This window comes from Rufibacter latericius (assembly GCF_003721515.1).
GTDB classification, from domain to species: Bacteria; Bacteroidota; Bacteroidia; order Cytophagales; family Hymenobacteraceae; genus Nibribacter; species Nibribacter latericius.
Map to the genome: position 1 here is coordinate 307,752 of NZ_RJJD01000008.1, position 17,119 is coordinate 324,870.

Consider the following 17,119-nt stretch of genomic DNA (forward strand, 5'->3'; position numbering starts at 1 on the left):
GCTAAGGTGTACCCGCCCCGGAAATTAAGGAATGTAGGCTGTATTACAAATCTGGGGAGAAGGTGTGTTGCCGCGGGCCGTGTTCCCAAGAACGGTAATGAGAAAATGCAGGGCAATCCCTGGTGGATGCCTTATTTCGGGAGCAAACGTATGAGGGCAACCACCAGGGATTGCCCCTACAATTGAAATGTAAAACCGTTTTAGATCTGATTTTAAGAAAACGGCCCTAAAACCTAAATGGCAGGTTCAGGCAGTGACAGTGGGAGAGAGATACTGACGGTGGTGCCCTGGCCTGGGGCCGAGTCTATCTCAATGGTTCCGTTGAGCAGTTTCACGCGATCATGGATGGATTTCAGGCCCAGGCCTTTGTTGTGTAACTGCCCGGGCACAAACCCTTTCCCGTTGTCTTCAGCCTCCAGGACTAAAGCGCCTCTTTGCTCGCGCAGGAGAAGGCCCGCCTGGGTAGCATCGGCATGTTTCACTATGTTGTTGGCCAGTTCCTGCGCAATGCGGTAAACCGCCAGTTCCATGTGTTTTTCCAGGGGCGTGTGCAGATTGAAAACCCAGCACTTGATTTTCAGCTGCTTACTGGACAAGGTAGAGCAGACATCTTTGAGGGCCGCCGCCAACCCAAGGTCAGACAAGGGCGTGGGAATGAGTTCATGCGACAGCGAACGGGTCTGCTGAATGGCTTTTTCCAGGATTGCGTCTGTTTTGGAGGTGTTTTCCAGAAGTTGCTTGTTTTGCAGGATGTACTCATCCTGGATTACCTGGCCCAGATTCAGTTTGGCGGCGTACAATAACTGCGCGATGCCGTTGTGCAACCCCTCAGCGATGCGGCGTCTTTCCTCTTCCTGCGTGTTGAGGATAGCCACCAAAAGCTCTTTTTGCTGACCCAGCCGAATGGCCAGGTTCTCTTCCTCCAGGCGCTGCATTTCGGTGATGTCCCAGTTCACGCCCAATACTTTGGCTGGTTTTCCGTCTGAGCCGGTCACCACAATGCCTTTCATTTTCTGCTTTCTTATCCCCTGATGGGTTCTTACGCGTACAGTTTCCTCAAAGGGATGCGGGTTTTGCAGCAGTGCTTCTATTATCCGTTGGCCAATAGGTTTGTCTTCCTCCACCACAGCCACCAGGAAATTCTGGGACCAGGAGCCTTGGTTCCTATCTACCTCCAGCAGGCGGGAAAGCCCTTCTGACCAGGTAATTTCGCCAGAGGCGATGTCATACTCCCAACTGCCCATGCCTACCATCTCTTCGGCCTGCTGAAGAATGTTCAGGTGCTTCCTAATCTCTTCTTCGGCTTTCTTTATGTGGGTGATGTCATGCGCAATTACCAGTACGCTTTCTACCCTGCCCTCTGGCTTTCCCTCGGGCACTAATCGGGACAGGAGGCTAATTTTTCCTTGGGACGTAAGCAACGTACAGGTGTGGTCCTGGGGCTGTCCCGTAGAAAACACCTCTTCCAGACTCTGGCGGAATGGCAGGGTTACTTCAGGCGGCAAGCCCATCTCCTGGTTGGTTCTACCCAACCCAACCCCTGGCACCAGACCCAACTTAGCCTCGAAATTAGGATTACAATACACCAACCGGCAGTCTTCTCCCCAGCGGGAAATAAGGCTGGGCATGTTTTCCACCAGCAGCTGAAACTGGTCCTGTTGCTTTTTTATCTCCAAACGGGCTTTCACGCGATCGGTGATGTCAAAATACAGGACGATGACGCCCGTGGGCGATGGCGTAACATTATAGAAATACCACTTGTCTTCCTCAGGGCTGTGAACGCGCTGCAGCACCTGCTCCCGCTTTTGTACCGCCGATAAGATTACCTGTGCCATCTCTGTGTCTTGGTTTTGGGGGAGAACCTCAAAGTAGCTTTTGCCCAGCACCTCCTCCTCCCTCTTAAACCAGGCCTCCAGGGCTTTGCGGTTGGCGAATTTGAACCGAAGCTGTTCATCCAACTCAAAGCACACCTCATTAATGGTGTTCAGGATGAGGTCGGTTCTGATCTGGTCGGTGATGTCATAGACGGTGCCCAGGAATTTGAGGGGCTCGCCCTGCGCGTCACAGACAATGCGGCCTTTCCCTTCAATGTATCGCATTTGCCCGTTGGGCCAGTAAATGCGCCGGATGTACTGGTACGGGTGCCGGTTTTTCAGGGCGTCCTCCAGGAGTTTATTGATGAGGGGAACGTCGTCGGGATGGGTGATGCTGTTTACCCAATCCGGGGTGGGTTCTACGGAGTTGGGTTCGTGCCCCAGCAACCGGTACATTTCATCAGAGAACCTAACCGCACGGGTGGCCACATCTGCCTCGTAACTACCGGTATGGCCCACGGCTTCGGCTTGGCGCAACAAGGCTTCGCTGGCTTCCAGCTTTTCCTGGGCCAGCATCTGTTCGGTAATGTCCTGCACGGTGCCATGCACCCGCTGTTCCTGGCCTCCGGCATCAAAGTACACGGTAGCCCGGGTATGCACTACCCTGGTCTGCTGATCGGCCCGCAAGATGCGGTAAGTTAGGTCGAAGCCGCCTTTGCTCTGGTAGAACCGCCGCATGGCTTCCTCGAAACGGGTTTTATCTGCGGGGTGCACCACCCCGGAGAACTTCTCAAAGGTGGCTTGTTCGCTTTGGGGCTCTAATCCGAAAATTCGGTACAATTCATCTGACCAGTACAGTTCCTGGGCCTGCAAAACCGACTCAAAGCTCCCGATGTGCCCAATGGCCTGAGCCTCTTTCAACCGACGGTCTTCTTCCTGCAGCTTCTGCTGCACTTCGTAGGCCTGCTCCAACCCTTCCTGTAAGGCATTCCGCTCCCGCAGGAGGCTTTTCACCCCCGCCTGGCTTTTGACCGATGCCGTGACATCAATTATTTTATTGATGATAAAGAGAACTTCGCCTTCCTCATTCAGCACCGGAGTGTTGATGGCACTCCAGTATTTCTCTTCGAAGCCGCCGCCCAGTTCCAATGGTTTGGGCACGTCATAGTGTTGGGTGGTTATCTGATGCGGCTTTTTAGTTTCCAGCACTTGTTGGAAAGAGGCCTGCAGGTTCTCAACTGAGTTGGCGAGCGGAGTGTCTGGGTTAGCGGGGAAAGCATCGAAAACATATTTTCCCAACAGGTCTTCCCGCCTGCTGAGCGTTGCGGTCAGGTACGCCTCTGTTACCATTTGAATCCTGAGATCAGGCGACAGAATAAGGTACAGGTCTGGCGCTGCCTCCAGAATTTGACACAAAGCAGATGGCTCCCTGATGCTGTTGACCCGTTCTTGTGTCCGCCTCATAAAACTATCTCTCCTTTTATTGCCATGCCGTTTTCAGACCGATGGGCTCTCCAGTACAACGGTTTGTTCCGGACCATGCCTCTACTTAAAATAAGAGGCGCGCTTTGTTTCCCTCCCGTGTTCAGGGAAATGTGCAAAGGCCACCGCTTTGAAAACTACCCCAGGTACTATTACCCGCTCCTTTGAAAGTACGATTAGTTTTGAAAAACCAAGTAGTTCAACCCAGTTGTACGTCCAAATTTGGCTTTTCGAGTCATAATTCAGTATTAATACGACACTACTTCTACCTACCTGATACTTTTTGTTTTCTGCCTGTTTTCGAAAAATCAGCTTTAAAACCAGAGGCAGATGAAAAACAAGGCTCTAATGAAAAGCGGTTGAAAGTGGTTTTGCCCTGAAAAATTCTGGAAATAAATGGAGTTAATGGCGGGCTGTCTGAATCGTTACCGGATACTCAGATAAGGTTGCATCTTCTGGAATTTGGCTTCGTCCAGTATCTTGATTTTGCGCAGTTCCTCCACACTTGGATAAAGTCCGTGCTGAGTACGGTAATTGACGATGGCCTTCGCCAGATTGAACCCGATGTACGGATGCTGCCGAAGTTCCTCAAACGAAGCGGTGTTCAGGTTGATTCGCTTGGGCTCATACGCCTTGGCCACGAATCCGTATTTTCTTACGCTGTCCACCACCTCTGGCGCCAACCCATACACCTCCGCCACCTGCTCCACCGAATGAAACCCACCCATCTTGTCCCGGAAACTCACAATTCGCGCTGAAAGTTTGCTCCCGATGCCCTTTATCTGTTTCAGTTCAGTTGTATCAGCGGTGTTCAGGTCAAAAGGCTGCAGTTCCCATCGTTTGCGCGGGGACTCGGTTTTAGGCCTGTTTTCCGGATAAGGGCTTAAAAACGGCCGGTCCTTGGCGTAGGTGCGCGCGTACCCCGGACTTTCATCGGGCAGATTGATATAGGGGTACCATTGCTGGAACAGCGAATCAGGCAGGCCATAGATTTTCTGAAGCTGTGCTTTGCTCTTGAAGTCGCCCGCCTTGGCCCGGTAGTTCAGAATACGCTGCGCGATGTATTTGTTCAACCCTAGCTCCTGCCATTGTGCTACCGTGAGGTCATTGGGGTTAAAGCGATAGAGTTTGATAGGTTTGCGCCGGTAGGCGTACGACCTTTCAGCTTTTGCCTCGGCGGCTTGGTTGTCCAGTTGCACCACCAGGCTGTCCAGTATTTGTTGGTCAGCGGTTGGGTCATACGGAACATCGTCCTGGAAAAAAACAAAAGGCGCCGCAACGAGCACCAACATCAGGAAAATCAGAATAAAAACCTGCTTCAGCTCCCGTTGGGAGAACGAGAAGTAATCCTTGAGGGTGCGGAGCAGACGTTTCGGCATAGGGTCATTCTACGACGGAACATTAAAAATGTTGAATATTAGAAAACTTCAGGTTAGAGGCTTGCGCGCCGTGGTCGGTGTTTGCTATTTATATTCTGGTTCAAGTCTGTGACTTGGACCTACCATGGTCGGAAGTTTGCAACTTCCGTGAGGCGACAGCCTCAAATCCACTTTGAAGGTAGTTACTTCCTACTTCCTTCCTACCGGGCCTCAGGGCTGCAGTCGCGGTCTGCCCGCGTTTGTCACTTTTCTCCTTGATGAGAAAAGTAACCAAAAGAATCAAGAAGCCTCAAACTCGCTGACGCTCGGACAGTGAGGCTTCAGTTAAAGTACCACCTGGCTAAAGCTATCTGTTCCATAACTGACGCAGGCAACTGCCATTCGAACAGCCACTGCTTGCGGCAGGCCGTGTCTCGGCCTCAATGTAGGCCTTCTTCCCGGCCCGCCGCAGGAAAGAAACTATTTAGAAATGCTTTCCTCCAACAATGGGCATTTTGTTCCAAGATAAAAACACAACGGCCCTCCTGAAATCTCCAGGAGGGCCGTTGTGTTTTGTTTTTCTTATATCTGCTCTGCCACAATGGCGATGCTTTCCTTGAAGGTACGCGGCTGATAGCCGAGTTGCGTTTTAGCCTTGGTGATGTTAAAACCAGTGCGCGGCGGACGTTTGGCAGGCTGGGTGAAGATAGAGCCGTCTACTTCCTCAATCAGGGACTTGTCCAAGTTGAAGTACTCCGCTACCTGAATAGCCATTTGGTACGGGGTCAGCAGCTCCTCGCCGGAAATATTGAAGATTCCTTGGGCATCATGTTTGGCGGCGAGCCAGCAGCCTTGGGCCAGGTCCTCGGCGAGGGTGGGTGTGCGGAGTTGGTCGTTTACTACTTTTATCTGCTTGCCTTGCTCCAGTGAGCCTTTCACCCACAGCACAATGTTGGAGCGGCCGTAGTCGTGCACAATGCCAAACACCAGCACGGTCCGTAGGATAGCCCATTTGCAGGCGGCACTTTTTACTAGTTCCTCGGCAGCAAGTTTGCTTTGACCATAAAAATTCACCGGAGCGCCTTCAGCGTCCTCTGAATACGGGCCGTTTTCGCCATCAAAGATGAAATCCGTGGAGACGTGGATGAGGTGCACGCCGTGCCGTTCCGAGGCCTTCACCAGGTTCTCCACCGCGTCCACGTTCTGCTTCCAACACTCCTCACGCTGGCTTTCGCAGTCATCTACGTTGGTCATGGCCGCCGTATGGATGATGTGCGTAGGCTGGGTTTCGGCGATCACCTGCTCTACCTGCTCGGCATCAGTGACGTCCATGGCGGCGAAGGCTACCTGTGGGTAAAGTTCGGCTAGTTTGTTCTGCCCCCGCGAAGAGGCGATCAGTTTGATGTTAGGCTCGGTGTGCAGCAGGCTAATCAGTTTCTGCCCCAGCAGACCGTTGGAACCAGTAATGAGGATCGTCTTCATAGAGTTTATTCGTAGCGGTAGCCGTACAATTTAGTGATTTTCTTTTTAGGCATCTTCTTGGCTGTCACTGTCATCTTAATGTCCGTTGCAGGCCGGTCACGGTAGTCTTTGGGTTGCTCCGCGATTTTGTCAATCACTGACAAGCCGTCAATCACTTGCCCGTACACGGTGTATTGGTTGTCCAGAAAAGGCACGCCCTCGTGGTTCTCCACCAGGTAAAACTGCGATCCGCTGGATTCTCTTTTGGGATTCATATTGTCTCCCATGCGAGCAGCGGCCAAGGCGCCGTAAATGTGTTTGTGGTGCGGCAGAATCTCAGCGGGAACGGTGTAGCCCGGGTCACCGGCTCCGTCGTTGTTGGGGTCTTCGTCCTTGGTGTTGGGGTCGCCGCCCTGGATCATGAAATCGTTGATGACGCGGTGGAAGGTGGTGCCATCGTAGAATTTCTGTTTCACCAGTTTCAGGAAGTTCTCGCGGTGCTTGGGCGTATCTTCAAACAACACCAACCGGATGGTGCCCTGGTTTGTGCTGATGGTGACCAGGTAATCTTTCTTGCTTTTCTTCTGGGCGAATGCGGTAACCCCTAACAGCACCAGCAAGGCCAACAGGTACAAACTCTTTTTCATGGTGTTTTTAGATAAACAGGGCTAAAACGCAATTACCGCTCCAGACCTGTTTCCGTTATTCAATGTTTTATGCTTTTTCTTCTCTGATTGCTTTTAAGATGCGGTCGCCGCCTTTGCTGAGCACGATATTGGCCAGTTGCTCGCCCATGGCTTCCGCCTCGGCAGAAGGTCCGGTTAATTCCTCTAAGATCAGTTCCTCACCATCAAGACTGATAATTCCGGCTTTTAGGGTAATGATGTCCTCTTCTATGGTCGCCAGCGCGAAGGACGGGATGCTGCAGCCGCCTTCCATGGTACGCAGATACGCCCGTTCGGCCAGAAGACACAAGTGCGTGGGTTTGTGGTCCAGGGCCAGTTTCAGGTTCAGCTTGCGTTCCAAGGGCAGGGTTTTGGCGCACTCAATGGCCACGCTGCCCTGTCCGGCGGCCGGGATGAACTTGTCCAATGGCAGATGCTGCGCGATCATGTGGTCGTACTGCATACGTGATACCCCGGCGTAAGCCAGCAGAATCGCATCGTACTGACCGTCCTTCAACTTCTGGATGCGGGTCTGCAGGTTTCCGCGGCACTCAGACGTGATCACATTAGGGTAAAAGCGCTTGAGCATGGAACGGCGGCGCGTGGAAGACGTGCCTATGACCTGCTGCCCCTCGCCCAGTTTGAACAAAGGATCAAAAGAAATCACCACGTCGTGCACTTTCTCGCGTTCCATGAAGGCAAGTAGTTCCAGATCATCGGGGATGGTGGACTGCACGTCTTTGGCGCTGTGCACGGCAATATCGGTGGCGCCGGTGCGCAGGCTTTCCTCCAGTTCCTCGGTGAACACGCCTTTGGCGCCAATTTTATCCAAAGACCGGTCTAACACGATGTCTCCCTTGGTGGTGATGGTCACAATCTCCACTTCCATGCCGTTGGCGCGCAGCGTATCTGCCACGTGGTGGGCCTGCCACAAAGCGAGCCGACTGCCACGCGTAGCGATGCGGATGGGAGACGTTAGTTCAGTTGTTTCCATGTGCTCTGTTTATGCCACCGGCCTGATGAGCTGGGCAATCTGTATAGAGGTATTTAAAAACGTGATTTTAGGGTGGGCATTCCGCTCAATGTGGTAATGCGCCTCGTTGAGTTCATGCGACAATTGTGCGCCATTCCCTTGGTGAATAAGCTTCGCGAACTTCTGCACGAAATCCATTTCCGGTGGTGGCAAAAACGCAATCAGCTTGCTATCTACTCCGTACAAAAGCACTTTTCTCAGCAAACCCAAAGCAAACTGCAGGAAGTTCTTCTGGTTCTCGCGGCCCAGCTTCTGGAAATCCTCGCTCTGCTCCAGCACCCCGTCAAACTTGTGGTTGTAGCAAAGGCGCATCCAGCTCAGGAAAAACGTGAAGTAATCTGAGGTCATTTCCTGGCTCAAAACCCGGGCCGCCTGCAGGTTTCCCTCGGCTAGAGACACCACTTGGTAGGCGCGATCCCGCTCCGTTCCTTGCTGCTCCATCAGGTATTGGATGACTTCTTCATCGGTAAACGCACGCACTTTCACCAGCTGGGTACGGGACAGAATGGTGGGCATGATCTTGTCTGAGGCGTTGCTCACCAGCAAGAACACCGTAGCTGCCGGCGGCTCTTCCAACAACTTCAAGAGCGCATTGGCGGCGCTGGCGTTCATGAGCTCGGGCAGCCAGATGACAATGACTTTGTATTTCGCCTCGAAGGCTTTCAAAGAGGTCATGCGCACCAGCTCGCGGCTCTCGCCTACCGGAATAGTACCCTGTTTGTTCTCCGCCCCGATGAACTGCATCCAGTCGTTGAGGGTCTGGTATGGACTGTCAGATAGGAACGCGCGCCATTGGGTCACAAAGTTCTTGCTCAGGGCATCCTGGTCTTTCACTTTGGTCACCGGCATCACAAAATTCAGATCCGGGTGGATGCGCTTGCTAATTTTGTTGCAGCTGGGACACACGCCGCAGGAATCCTGGGGCTGCGGGTCCTCGCAGTTAAGGTATTGGGCATAGGCCAGCGCCAGCGCCAGGTTGGCACTCCCTTCAGATCCTAAGAAAAGCTGGGCATGGGCCACGTGCTGTGACTTCACGGAGTTCAGCAGCAGTTGCTTTGTTTCCTGGTGGCCGTAAATCTGGGAAAACTGCACGTATGAAGGTTAATTTTAAACAGATAGCCCGGAAACTCTGGTCCCGCGCCAATTGGTCTGTAAAGATAACGGCGCCGGACCGTTTTTGCCCTACTTTTCAGAAAATAGCGTAAAAACCATCCGGCGCCGGGGTTCTATGTTTTTGCAGGTCCTACGCAGTGGTGCCCACGGGCTCCCTTTCCCAGGTGCGGGAGGCTTTGGTCTCCTCAAACACGTGGTCGAAGATCTTGCGGTCCTCCTCTGAAACGGCCAATCCGCGGCGGCTCATCACGGCTTCAGCCACTTCATAGAACTTATTCAGCTTGAACGTCTGCGCCTCCTCTGATCCGCCCCAGGTAAAGGAAGGCACAAAGTTAGGCGGATAACCTGCCCCAAATACGTTGGCGCCCACGCCCACTACCGTACCGGTGTTGAACATGGTATTGATGCCGCATTTGGCATGGTCTGCCATGATGGTGCCACAGAACTGCAGGCCGGTGTCTTCCATTTTCTCCTCCGCGTGGCTGTAGAGCCGCACGTTGGAATAGTTGTTCTTAAGGTTGGAGGTGTTGGTATCTGCCCCGAAGTTGCACCACTCCCCTACCACCGAGTTGCCCAGGAACCCGTCATGGCCTTTGTTGGAATACCCAAAGAACACGCAGTTGCTGATCTCGCCGCCCACTTTGCAGCCAGGTCCCACGGTCACGTCGCCGCGCATCTTACCGCCCATGTTGATCACGCTATCCTCGCAGATGGCAAACGGCCCCCTGATCACGGTTCCTTCCTGCACTTGCACGTTCTTCCCTATGTAAATGGGCCCAGCCTCGGCGTTCAGAATGGCTGCTTTGAAAATCACACCTTCCTCAATGAAGATATCCTCGGATTTATAGGCCACCGTATGTGGATCGGAGATTTTTTGGCTCTCGCGGCCCTGGGTCACCAGTTTGAAATCCTCCCGAATCTGGGGTCCGTTGAACTTGAAGATGTCCCACAGATGCCGCACCACTGTATGCGCCGGAAGCTCTACCTGAATCCTTTTAGAGGTGTTATGCTGGTACACTTCATCCACGCTCCGCAGTTCCAGATGATCGGCGTTAAGCGCTACTAGTATCTCATCATGGAACAAGGTGCCGCCCACCGGCAGGTGCCTGATTTGGTCCAGCAGTTCCGGGGTGGGGCAGATGGCGCCGTTCACGTAAAGGTTGTCGCCACCATCCAGGTGCTGCGGGAATTTTCCCTGCAGGTAGCCCTGGGTGAGGTGAGAAACCAATTCCCTGGAAATGGTTTGCCATTTCTCGGCAATGGTCATGATCCCGATGCGGATCTGGGCCACAGGCCGTGTAAAGGTAAGCGGCAACAGGTTGGCCCGCAGCACCGGGTCGTCAAAGAGAATGATGTTCATAAGGCAAAAATAAAAAAGTCTTCCTGAGGTTCAGGAAGACTTCTGTACGGAGAACCGCGAAACGCTTATTTTTTGTAACGCTGCTTGAACTTGTCAATACGTCCGGCAGTATCCACGTAGATGTTTTTACCGGTGTAGAACGGGTGCGAAGCAGAAGAAACCTCCACTTTAACCACTGGGTAGGTCTTTCCGTCTTCCATGGTGATGGTCTCGTTAGAGTTCATGGTAGAACGGGTGATGAATTTAAAGTCTGAGGAAGTGTCCTGGAAAACTACTTCTCTGTATTCAGGATGAAGGTCCTTTTTCATTATTCTATATTTTTAAACAACGGATTTCTGGAATAGGACTGCAAAAGTAGGGCATTTGCCTCACAATTAAAACCTTTTCCTGGAAATATTTTCAAAGATACAACTCTGCCCGGTACCATGCGGCTGGTTTGGCAATTATTTTGGTAATTTGGCCTGTAAACAGCAACAAACCATGGTCTTCACCCAAGAGAACCGCATCCTGGACCACCACCAGATCCTGCAGAAAATCAAGCGCATGGCGTTTGAGATCTACGAACAGAACTTTGAGGAAAAACAGCTGGTCTTGGCCGGCATTCACGAGAACGGCTACTTCTTGGCGCAACTCCTAGCCCAGGAACTGCGGGCCATCTCTCCCCTGGATGTCCAACTAATGGAAGTGACGCTGCACAAAACCGAGCCCCTCTCCCATGACATCGTCATCACCCCTGCCCTTTCTACCCTAGAGAACACCGCCGTGGTGCTGGTAGACGATGTTCTGAACACCGGCAAAACTCTGGCCTATACCCTGCGGGAGTTCCTGGACAAGAACTGCAAGAAACTGGAGATCGCCACACTTATCAACCGCCATCACACGCTGTACCCTATCTCGTCTACCTACACCGGCTATTCTCTAGCAACGACTTTGCGGGAGCATATCAGGGTTGTTTGGGCGGAGGATGCCTGGAATGCCTATTTGCTGTAGGCGATTTTAGAGGTGTTTTGGGGAATTTGCCTTAAAAACGTATTTTAAAGTGTGGGGTTATTCTGTGAACGCAGTTGGCTTATGCGGGCGTAGCTTCTGTTGTACAGTTTTCGACTTCCTAGTTGTTGCATCGTTCCTCTCCGAGCGCTCACGGCCGCGAGGCCTCGTCTTCCGGGTTCGCGCTGTGCCAGCTTCCTTTGCTCCCTGAAGGTCGCAATGCCTGTCGGCACCGGAACCTGCCTAGGCGCTCACCCGAAAGACTGGAAATATTGGTTTTAGTTTAAGCCTTTACTGCTAAGACAAAGAACCTTTCATGGTTCAAGTCTGTGACCTAGACCTACTATAACCTTCAGTTTGCAAACTAAAGTGAGGCGATAACCTCGATTTTACATTTACCTAATTGAGAAAGAACATCTTCCATAACTCCCTTTAAAAGGAAAAATCCAGAGAAAAAGCAGGCCTTGTCTCTGAACGCATCCCCCGCAACTATCAGTGGCAACAAATATGTAGGGCACCCACAAGAGGTGCCCTACATATTTGAAGTTGAGTTTAGAGGAGTTCCCTCATCATCAGCCCGCCTGCCGTTGTTGGTGTTTTCACCAACAACTCATAAGACCTTTCTACATTATACTGCCACAAATTCAGATTCGCTCTTTAAGAGGTTTATGCCTGTTTTCCCAAAACAAAGGCCTAAACGAATAGCTGATTCTGAATAGAACCCTAATTAGCTGGTGCCAGTGTATCAGGGACGGTTTGGCCCGTTGGAGTTGTGGTTTTAACGGGAGACGGTTTCTTCTTATCCTGCTTCTGCTCCAGCTTTTCTAGTCGTTGCTGGCGTTCTAGTTCCCGTTCCTTTTGCTTAGCGTCGCGTTTGGCTTTTCTCCGGAAAAAGCCGTTGAGCAGGATGCTGTGCTGCAGGCTTTCCAGGTTAGCGTCTAATTTGTCTGTGCCGGCTTCCAGGTTCTGCATGGTCATCTGCAGGTCAAGGGCAAACTGTTCGTCGTTGAGCAGCACGCCCAGGGCATTGTTGTTGGAGCCGAGTTTGTCGGTGGTGCGGTTCAGTTTGCTGGTGAGTTGGTTGGTGGTGCTCATGACCTGCTCCAGTTGGGTCATGGTGGCCCGCAAGCGGTTGAAGGTGACGGTGTCGGTGAGCAGTTCATCGGCTAGGCCGCCCTGAGTATTCAGTTTGTTCGAGAACTGAGCCAGAGCCTGGGATGCGCGTACGCTGGTGGCCGAGGTCTTCTGCAGGTTCGCCAGAATGGCCTGGAAATTCTGGGCCAGTTGGTCATCAGTCAAAAGAGCGCCGGCCAGTCCTTCGCCGTTGGCCAAACCAGAGCTCAACTTCTTGAAATCGGTGGTGATGGCTACCAGGTTCTTGTTGTTTTCCTGGAAGGTCGCCATCATTTGCTCGGTGCTGAGTTGAGCCTCGGTGGCTAGCCGGTCGCCGGGCTGGATTACCGGCATCTGCGGGGTGCCGCCGTACAGCACAATCGCCTTGTTCCCGATAAAGCTTTCTGAGCCGATCTTGGCTTTCACGTCTTTCCGGATGTATTTCTGGGCTTCCTCGGTGATGTCCATCGCGATAGCAACCTGCGAGGGTCCTTCAAAGGCGATGCTTTTCACCACGCCCACCCGTACCCCGGAGAATAGCACCTGGTTTCCTATCTTCAGGCCGGTTACGTCATCAAAGATGGCCGATACCTGGATGGTTTTGGTGAACCGTTTCTGCTGGCCACCCAACACAAAAATACCGACCACCAGAATCACCAGGGCCAAAAACACGAAGACTCCTACTACAACGGCTCTCCTATTTTCTACTGCACTCATTTAGTTTATGAAATTGTAATCATGAAATAATCGCACCCGCTCATCCTGAGTGTTGAACACTTCCTCAAACGTGCCTTGGCGCTGGAACTGGCCGTCCAGGAGCATCACCACGCGGTCGCCCACGTCTTTGGCGCAGGTGAGGTCGTGGGTGATGATGATGGAAGAGGTATGGAAGCGGCTCTGCACTTCGTTTATCAGGTTGTTGATGTCAATACAGGTAATGGGGTCCAGACCGGCGGTAGGCTCATCGTAGAGCATGATCTCGGGCTGAAGAATCAACGTACGGGCAATGCCTATGCGCTTGCGCTGTCCGCCGGAAAGCTCTGAGGGCATCTGGTTGATGGTTTGGGAAAGTCCTACGGCATCCAGCACCACTTCTACCATGCGGTCTACCTCGCCCCGGGTCATATCGCGGCGGTTGCGCACCAAAGGAAATTCCAGATTCTTCCGGATGGTCATGCTGTCATACAAGGCGCTGTTCTGGAACGAGAACCCAATCTTCAGGCGCAGATGGTCTAGGTCACGGGCTTTGAGCTTGTTTACTTCCTCTCCCAGCACGTTCACGGTCCCTGCATCAGGCTTCAACAACCCTGAGATGATCTTGATCAGCACCGATTTCCCGGTGCCTGATTTTCCCAACACCACCAGGTTCTCGCCTTTGTACAGGTCAAGGTCCACGCCGCGCAATACATGCAGGTCACCGAAGGATTTCTCCAGCCCTCTGATGTTGATGACGCAGTTGCTTCTATCTATAACCGGTTGTGTCTCCTTCATCGCTAAAACTTATTAAAGGTACCTGAGCGCCGTAATCACCTGCAACGACAGCAGCTCCTCAATAAAGACCAGGAACATAGCCGTTACTACGGAAGAATTAGCCGCTTTGCCTACGCCCTCAGTGCCTTTTGACGAATGATAGCCTTTGTAGCACCCCACCACGCCAATGGTGAAGCCAAACAACGCTGATTTAATCACCGAAGAAAAAATATCCAGAAAGGTAATGGCATCAAAAACCTGGGTAAAGTACGTGGTGAAACTGGTGCCTTCGTTTGCGTTCACATTCAGGAAAGCACCCAATAAAGCCACCAGCATGGTGTACATCATGAGGGCCGGAATCATGAACGTAGTGGCCAGCACCCGGCTCACCACCAAGAACTTGAACGGGTTGGTAGCGGACACTTCCATAGCCTCAATCTGCTCGGTCACTTTCATAGAACCCAGCTCAGCCCCGATCATGGACCCGATGCGGCCTGCCCCAATCAAGGCAGTCACCAGCGGAGCCAGCGCCCGCACAATTGCCAGTGATACCAGTGAAGGTAGCCAGGACGTAGCTCCAAACTCGGCCAATGACGGCCTTGACTGGTTCATGAACACAATACCTATGATAAAACCTGTAAGGGAAATAAGCGGCAGCGACTTTACGCCAATCTCAAAACACTGCCGGATAATCTCCTTGAACTCATACGGCGGAAGAAAAACCTCCTTGAAAAAACGACCAATAAACGAGGCGATAGAATACAGCTCCGCAAAAATCCGGCTCAACCTTCTGGAGATCGCCTGTCCGCGGGGCCGTCTTGCCGGCTGGTCGTCATCATTGTGAAACTTCATCAATTGCTCTTGTTATCATCTGCGGCACCCTTTTTTTCAGGACACCTGTCTAGCGCTGTTTACCTTAACTGCGCCCTTACTTTGTCGCCTTTCTCCCCTTGTGGTCACCGGCGCGGCATTTTTCCTAGGGTGACCGGAAGTACCCAAACGCAACCTATCAGGAAAGCACCTGCTTTCGGCTTGTTTTCCTGAAAAAGGCTCTAAAACAGGAAATTTGCTTTAAAACGCCATCGGGGACGTTCTTGCCCAAACGGAAACTTTCCGGTTCCATTAGGAAAGCCGCGGCAAAATTACATCAAAAAGCCTGAGGACCTATTAAAAAGAAACATGAGTTACAGGTACGGGCAAGCGAACTGCGGCGTTGAGTAGTTCAGAAGAAACTGACGCAGAGGAACCTCTGCTTTAAAGGCCCTCAGAAAGGCAGGTTTTACAAAATGAAGGCGGTTTCTGATTGCTTTGAACTGCCGTACACACGTAGTATCATTGTTACCCCTAACTTCCATCCTTTATACCAGACACCGCATGAAAATCTGTTTCGCCTCCAACAACGCCCATAAACTGAAAGAAATCCAGCAATTGCTGGGAGCCCCTTTTGAGCTGATCAGCCTGGAGGCTTTGGGCTGTACCGAGGAACTGTCCGAAGACCAGGACACCCTGGAAGGAAATGCCCTGCAGAAAGCGTCCTACGTGTGGGAGAAATACCACGTGCTCTGCTTCGCCGATGACACCGGCCTGGAAGTGGAAGCCTTGAACAACGAGCCCGGCGTGTACTCGGCCCGGTACGCTGGCCCGGAACGCGACAACCAAGCCAACATGCAGAAGGTGCTGGAAGGCCTGAAAAACAAGACCAACCGCAAAGCCCGGTTCAGGACCTCCATCGCATTAATTTTGGAGGAAGGCGAGCAGCACCTGTTTGATGGCATCGTGGAAGGCCACATTATTGACGCCCCACAGGGCGAGCAAGGCTTTGGCTACGACCCCATCTTCGTGCCCGAGGGCCAGGACCGAACCTTCGCCCAGATGGACAGCCAGGAGAAGAACCAGATCAGCCACCGGGGCCGGGCTGTACAGCAATTGGTTTCCTTTCTGCAGCACCGTTACGTGCAAACCGGCACCTGAGAAATTCTTTTGAACCGGCATTAGGCTTGGTACCTACAAAAGAGTAATTTTGCACCCCGTAAACCATACGTATTTATGCATCAAAAGCCATTTATAGTAGGAATAACGGGAGGAAGCGCATCGGGGAAAACCACATTCCTGAGCAGGCTACTGGCTTCGTATGCACCTGAGGAGATTTGCCTGGTTTCTCAGGACAACTATTACCACGACCGCGACAAACAGTACATAGACGAAAACGGTTTCCACAATTTCGATTTACCGAGTTCTATTGACAGCGCGGCCTATGCTCATGACGTTCTTCAACTAAGCAAAGGCGAGACCGTCTACCGCAAAGAATACACGTTCAACAACCCTAACGTGGTACCACGCCAGCTGGAGTTCAAGCCAGCGCCCATTGTCGTAGTGGAAGGTATTTTCGTGTTTTACTTTGAAGAAGTAGCCAAGCTGCTGGACATGAAAGTGTACATAGACGCCAAAGAGTACATTAAACTGCAGCGTCGCATCTTGCGTGACAAAGTAGAGCGTGGCTATGACCTGGACGATGTGCTCTACCGCTACACCAACCACGTGGCGCCCACCTATGAGAAATACATCAAGCCGTTCAAGAACGATGCCGATGTCATCATCCCCAACAACCGTAACTTTGAGGTGGGTTTAGAGGTGCTGGTGACGTATCTGAACTCCAAAATCAAAAAATAGCCCTATTTATTACTGGAAGGGCACTTATCAAAAGCCTCTGCTGTTCAACCCACAGCAGAGGCTTTTGTTTTATTTCAAGAATCCTCTACCTTTGCTTACAGAGATGAAACCCGGGCACTACATACAACGTAATTGGCGGCTGCTGTTCACCAGCATTGCCTTGCTGTTGGCGCTTACTGTAAACCACAGGGCCCTTCCGGCGTACGCCCACGCGGCTGCCTCTCCCGTAGACCACACCTCGGTTAACAAGCAGGGTCGTGACGCGGAATCCTCGGTGGTGAAACAGAAGGTTACCTTTGAGGCGACCACCTCCTTCGTAGATTTCCAGATCGCCCAACCAGCCCCTTTCCTGCCCATCACGTTTGTGACGCCGGTGCAGCAGGCGGTTACCACCTCTTTAGGCTCCCCTTCCTGGACGTTCCTGCTCCAGAAAGTAGCAACGCAGCCTATCTCTCCCAACGCTCCCTGACGGCACCCTCCGGAAACCTGGCGTTTTGAGCCTGTTTTCGGGGAAACCCTGCATTTTCTTGTGCCTCACGTTGATCTTCGCACTGCCCACAGGGGTCAGGCGGTGAATCATCCGTTGGTATTTA

General features: G+C 52.2%; 15 protein-coding genes. 4 read left to right on the plus strand and 11 right to left on the minus strand.

Annotated features, from left to right (window positions below; translation table 11 throughout):
- Positions 1–233: 233 nt before the first annotated feature.
- The 8 genes from EFB08_RS13340 to EFB08_RS13375 form a co-directional block, all read right to left on the minus strand.
- Positions 234–3,278 (minus strand): PAS domain-containing protein, encoded by a 3,045-nt coding sequence (locus EFB08_RS13340; RefSeq protein ID WP_123127451.1) that lies wholly within the window; start codon positions 3,276–3,278, stop codon positions 234–236.
- Positions 3,279–3,721: 443 nt separating this feature from the next.
- Positions 3,722–4,675, minus strand: coding sequence for a ComEA family DNA-binding protein (locus EFB08_RS13345; RefSeq protein WP_123127452.1), 954 nt, complete (start codon positions 4,673–4,675; stop codon positions 3,722–3,724).
- Positions 4,676–5,236: 561 nt separating this feature from the next.
- A complete protein-coding gene (locus tag EFB08_RS13350) occupies positions 5,237–6,136 on the minus strand; it encodes an SDR family oxidoreductase (protein ID WP_123127453.1) in 900 nt (299 codons plus the stop codon).
- Positions 6,137–6,141: 5 nt separating this feature from the next.
- A complete protein-coding gene (locus tag EFB08_RS13355; RefSeq protein WP_123127454.1) occupies positions 6,142–6,762 on the minus strand; it encodes a peptidylprolyl isomerase in 621 nt (206 codons plus the stop codon).
- A 67-nt stretch (positions 6,763–6,829) separates the two neighbouring features.
- Positions 6,830–7,774, minus strand: a complete 945-nt coding sequence (hemC, locus tag EFB08_RS13360) for a hydroxymethylbilane synthase (protein WP_123127455.1) — start codon at positions 7,772–7,774, stop codon at positions 6,830–6,832.
- 9 nt (positions 7,775–7,783) lie between these two features.
- On the minus strand, positions 7,784–8,905 hold the full coding sequence (locus tag EFB08_RS13365; RefSeq protein ID WP_123127456.1) for a DNA polymerase III subunit: 1,122 nt from the start codon (positions 8,903–8,905) through the stop codon (positions 7,784–7,786).
- Positions 8,906–9,056: 151 nt separating this feature from the next.
- Positions 9,057–10,286: a GlmU family protein gene (locus tag EFB08_RS13370; RefSeq protein WP_123127457.1), complete on the minus strand. Its 1,230-nt coding sequence runs from the start codon at positions 10,284–10,286 to the stop codon at positions 9,057–9,059.
- A gap of 65 nt (positions 10,287–10,351) precedes the next feature.
- Entirely contained in the window at positions 10,352–10,594 is a 243-nt protein-coding gene (locus EFB08_RS13375; RefSeq protein ID WP_062544188.1) for a type B 50S ribosomal protein L31, read from the minus strand.
- A gap of 172 nt (positions 10,595–10,766) precedes the next feature.
- Here EFB08_RS13375 and EFB08_RS13380 point away from each other — a divergent pair, with 172 nt between their 5' ends.
- Positions 10,767–11,276, plus strand: coding sequence for a phosphoribosyltransferase family protein (locus tag EFB08_RS13380; RefSeq protein ID WP_123127458.1), 510 nt, complete (start codon positions 10,767–10,769; stop codon positions 11,274–11,276).
- A gap of 720 nt (positions 11,277–11,996) precedes the next feature.
- Here EFB08_RS13380 and EFB08_RS13385 read toward each other — a convergent pair.
- Genes EFB08_RS13385 through EFB08_RS13395 form a run of 3 tightly spaced genes read right to left on the minus strand, consistent with a single transcriptional unit; the run spans position 11,997 to position 14,708 of the window.
- A complete protein-coding gene (locus EFB08_RS13385; RefSeq protein ID WP_123127459.1) occupies positions 11,997–13,103 on the minus strand; it encodes an MlaD family protein in 1,107 nt (368 codons plus the stop codon).
- Positions 13,104–13,877 (minus strand): ABC transporter ATP-binding protein, encoded by a 774-nt coding sequence (locus tag EFB08_RS13390; protein WP_123127460.1) that lies wholly within the window; start codon positions 13,875–13,877, stop codon positions 13,104–13,106.
- A gap of 12 nt (positions 13,878–13,889) precedes the next feature.
- Positions 13,890–14,708, minus strand: coding sequence for an MlaE family ABC transporter permease (locus EFB08_RS13395; protein ID WP_123127461.1), 819 nt, complete (start codon positions 14,706–14,708; stop codon positions 13,890–13,892).
- A 522-nt stretch (positions 14,709–15,230) separates the two neighbouring features.
- Here EFB08_RS13395 and EFB08_RS13400 point away from each other — a divergent pair.
- The 3 genes from EFB08_RS13400 to EFB08_RS13410 all read left to right on the plus strand — a co-directional run bounded on the left by EFB08_RS13400 (position 15,231) and on the right by EFB08_RS13410 (position 16,995).
- On the plus strand, positions 15,231–15,827 hold the full coding sequence (locus EFB08_RS13400; protein WP_123127462.1) for a non-canonical purine NTP diphosphatase: 597 nt from the start codon (positions 15,231–15,233) through the stop codon (positions 15,825–15,827).
- Between the two features lie 75 nt (positions 15,828–15,902).
- Positions 15,903–16,526, plus strand: coding sequence for a uridine kinase family protein (locus EFB08_RS13405; RefSeq protein WP_123127463.1), 624 nt, complete (start codon positions 15,903–15,905; stop codon positions 16,524–16,526).
- 103 nt (positions 16,527–16,629) lie between these two features.
- The gene (locus EFB08_RS13410) at positions 16,630–16,995 is read left to right on the plus strand and encodes a hypothetical protein (RefSeq protein WP_125077739.1); all 366 of its coding nucleotides are present in this window, start codon (positions 16,630–16,632) and stop codon (positions 16,993–16,995) included.
- The last annotated feature ends 124 nt before the right edge of the window (positions 16,996–17,119 follow it).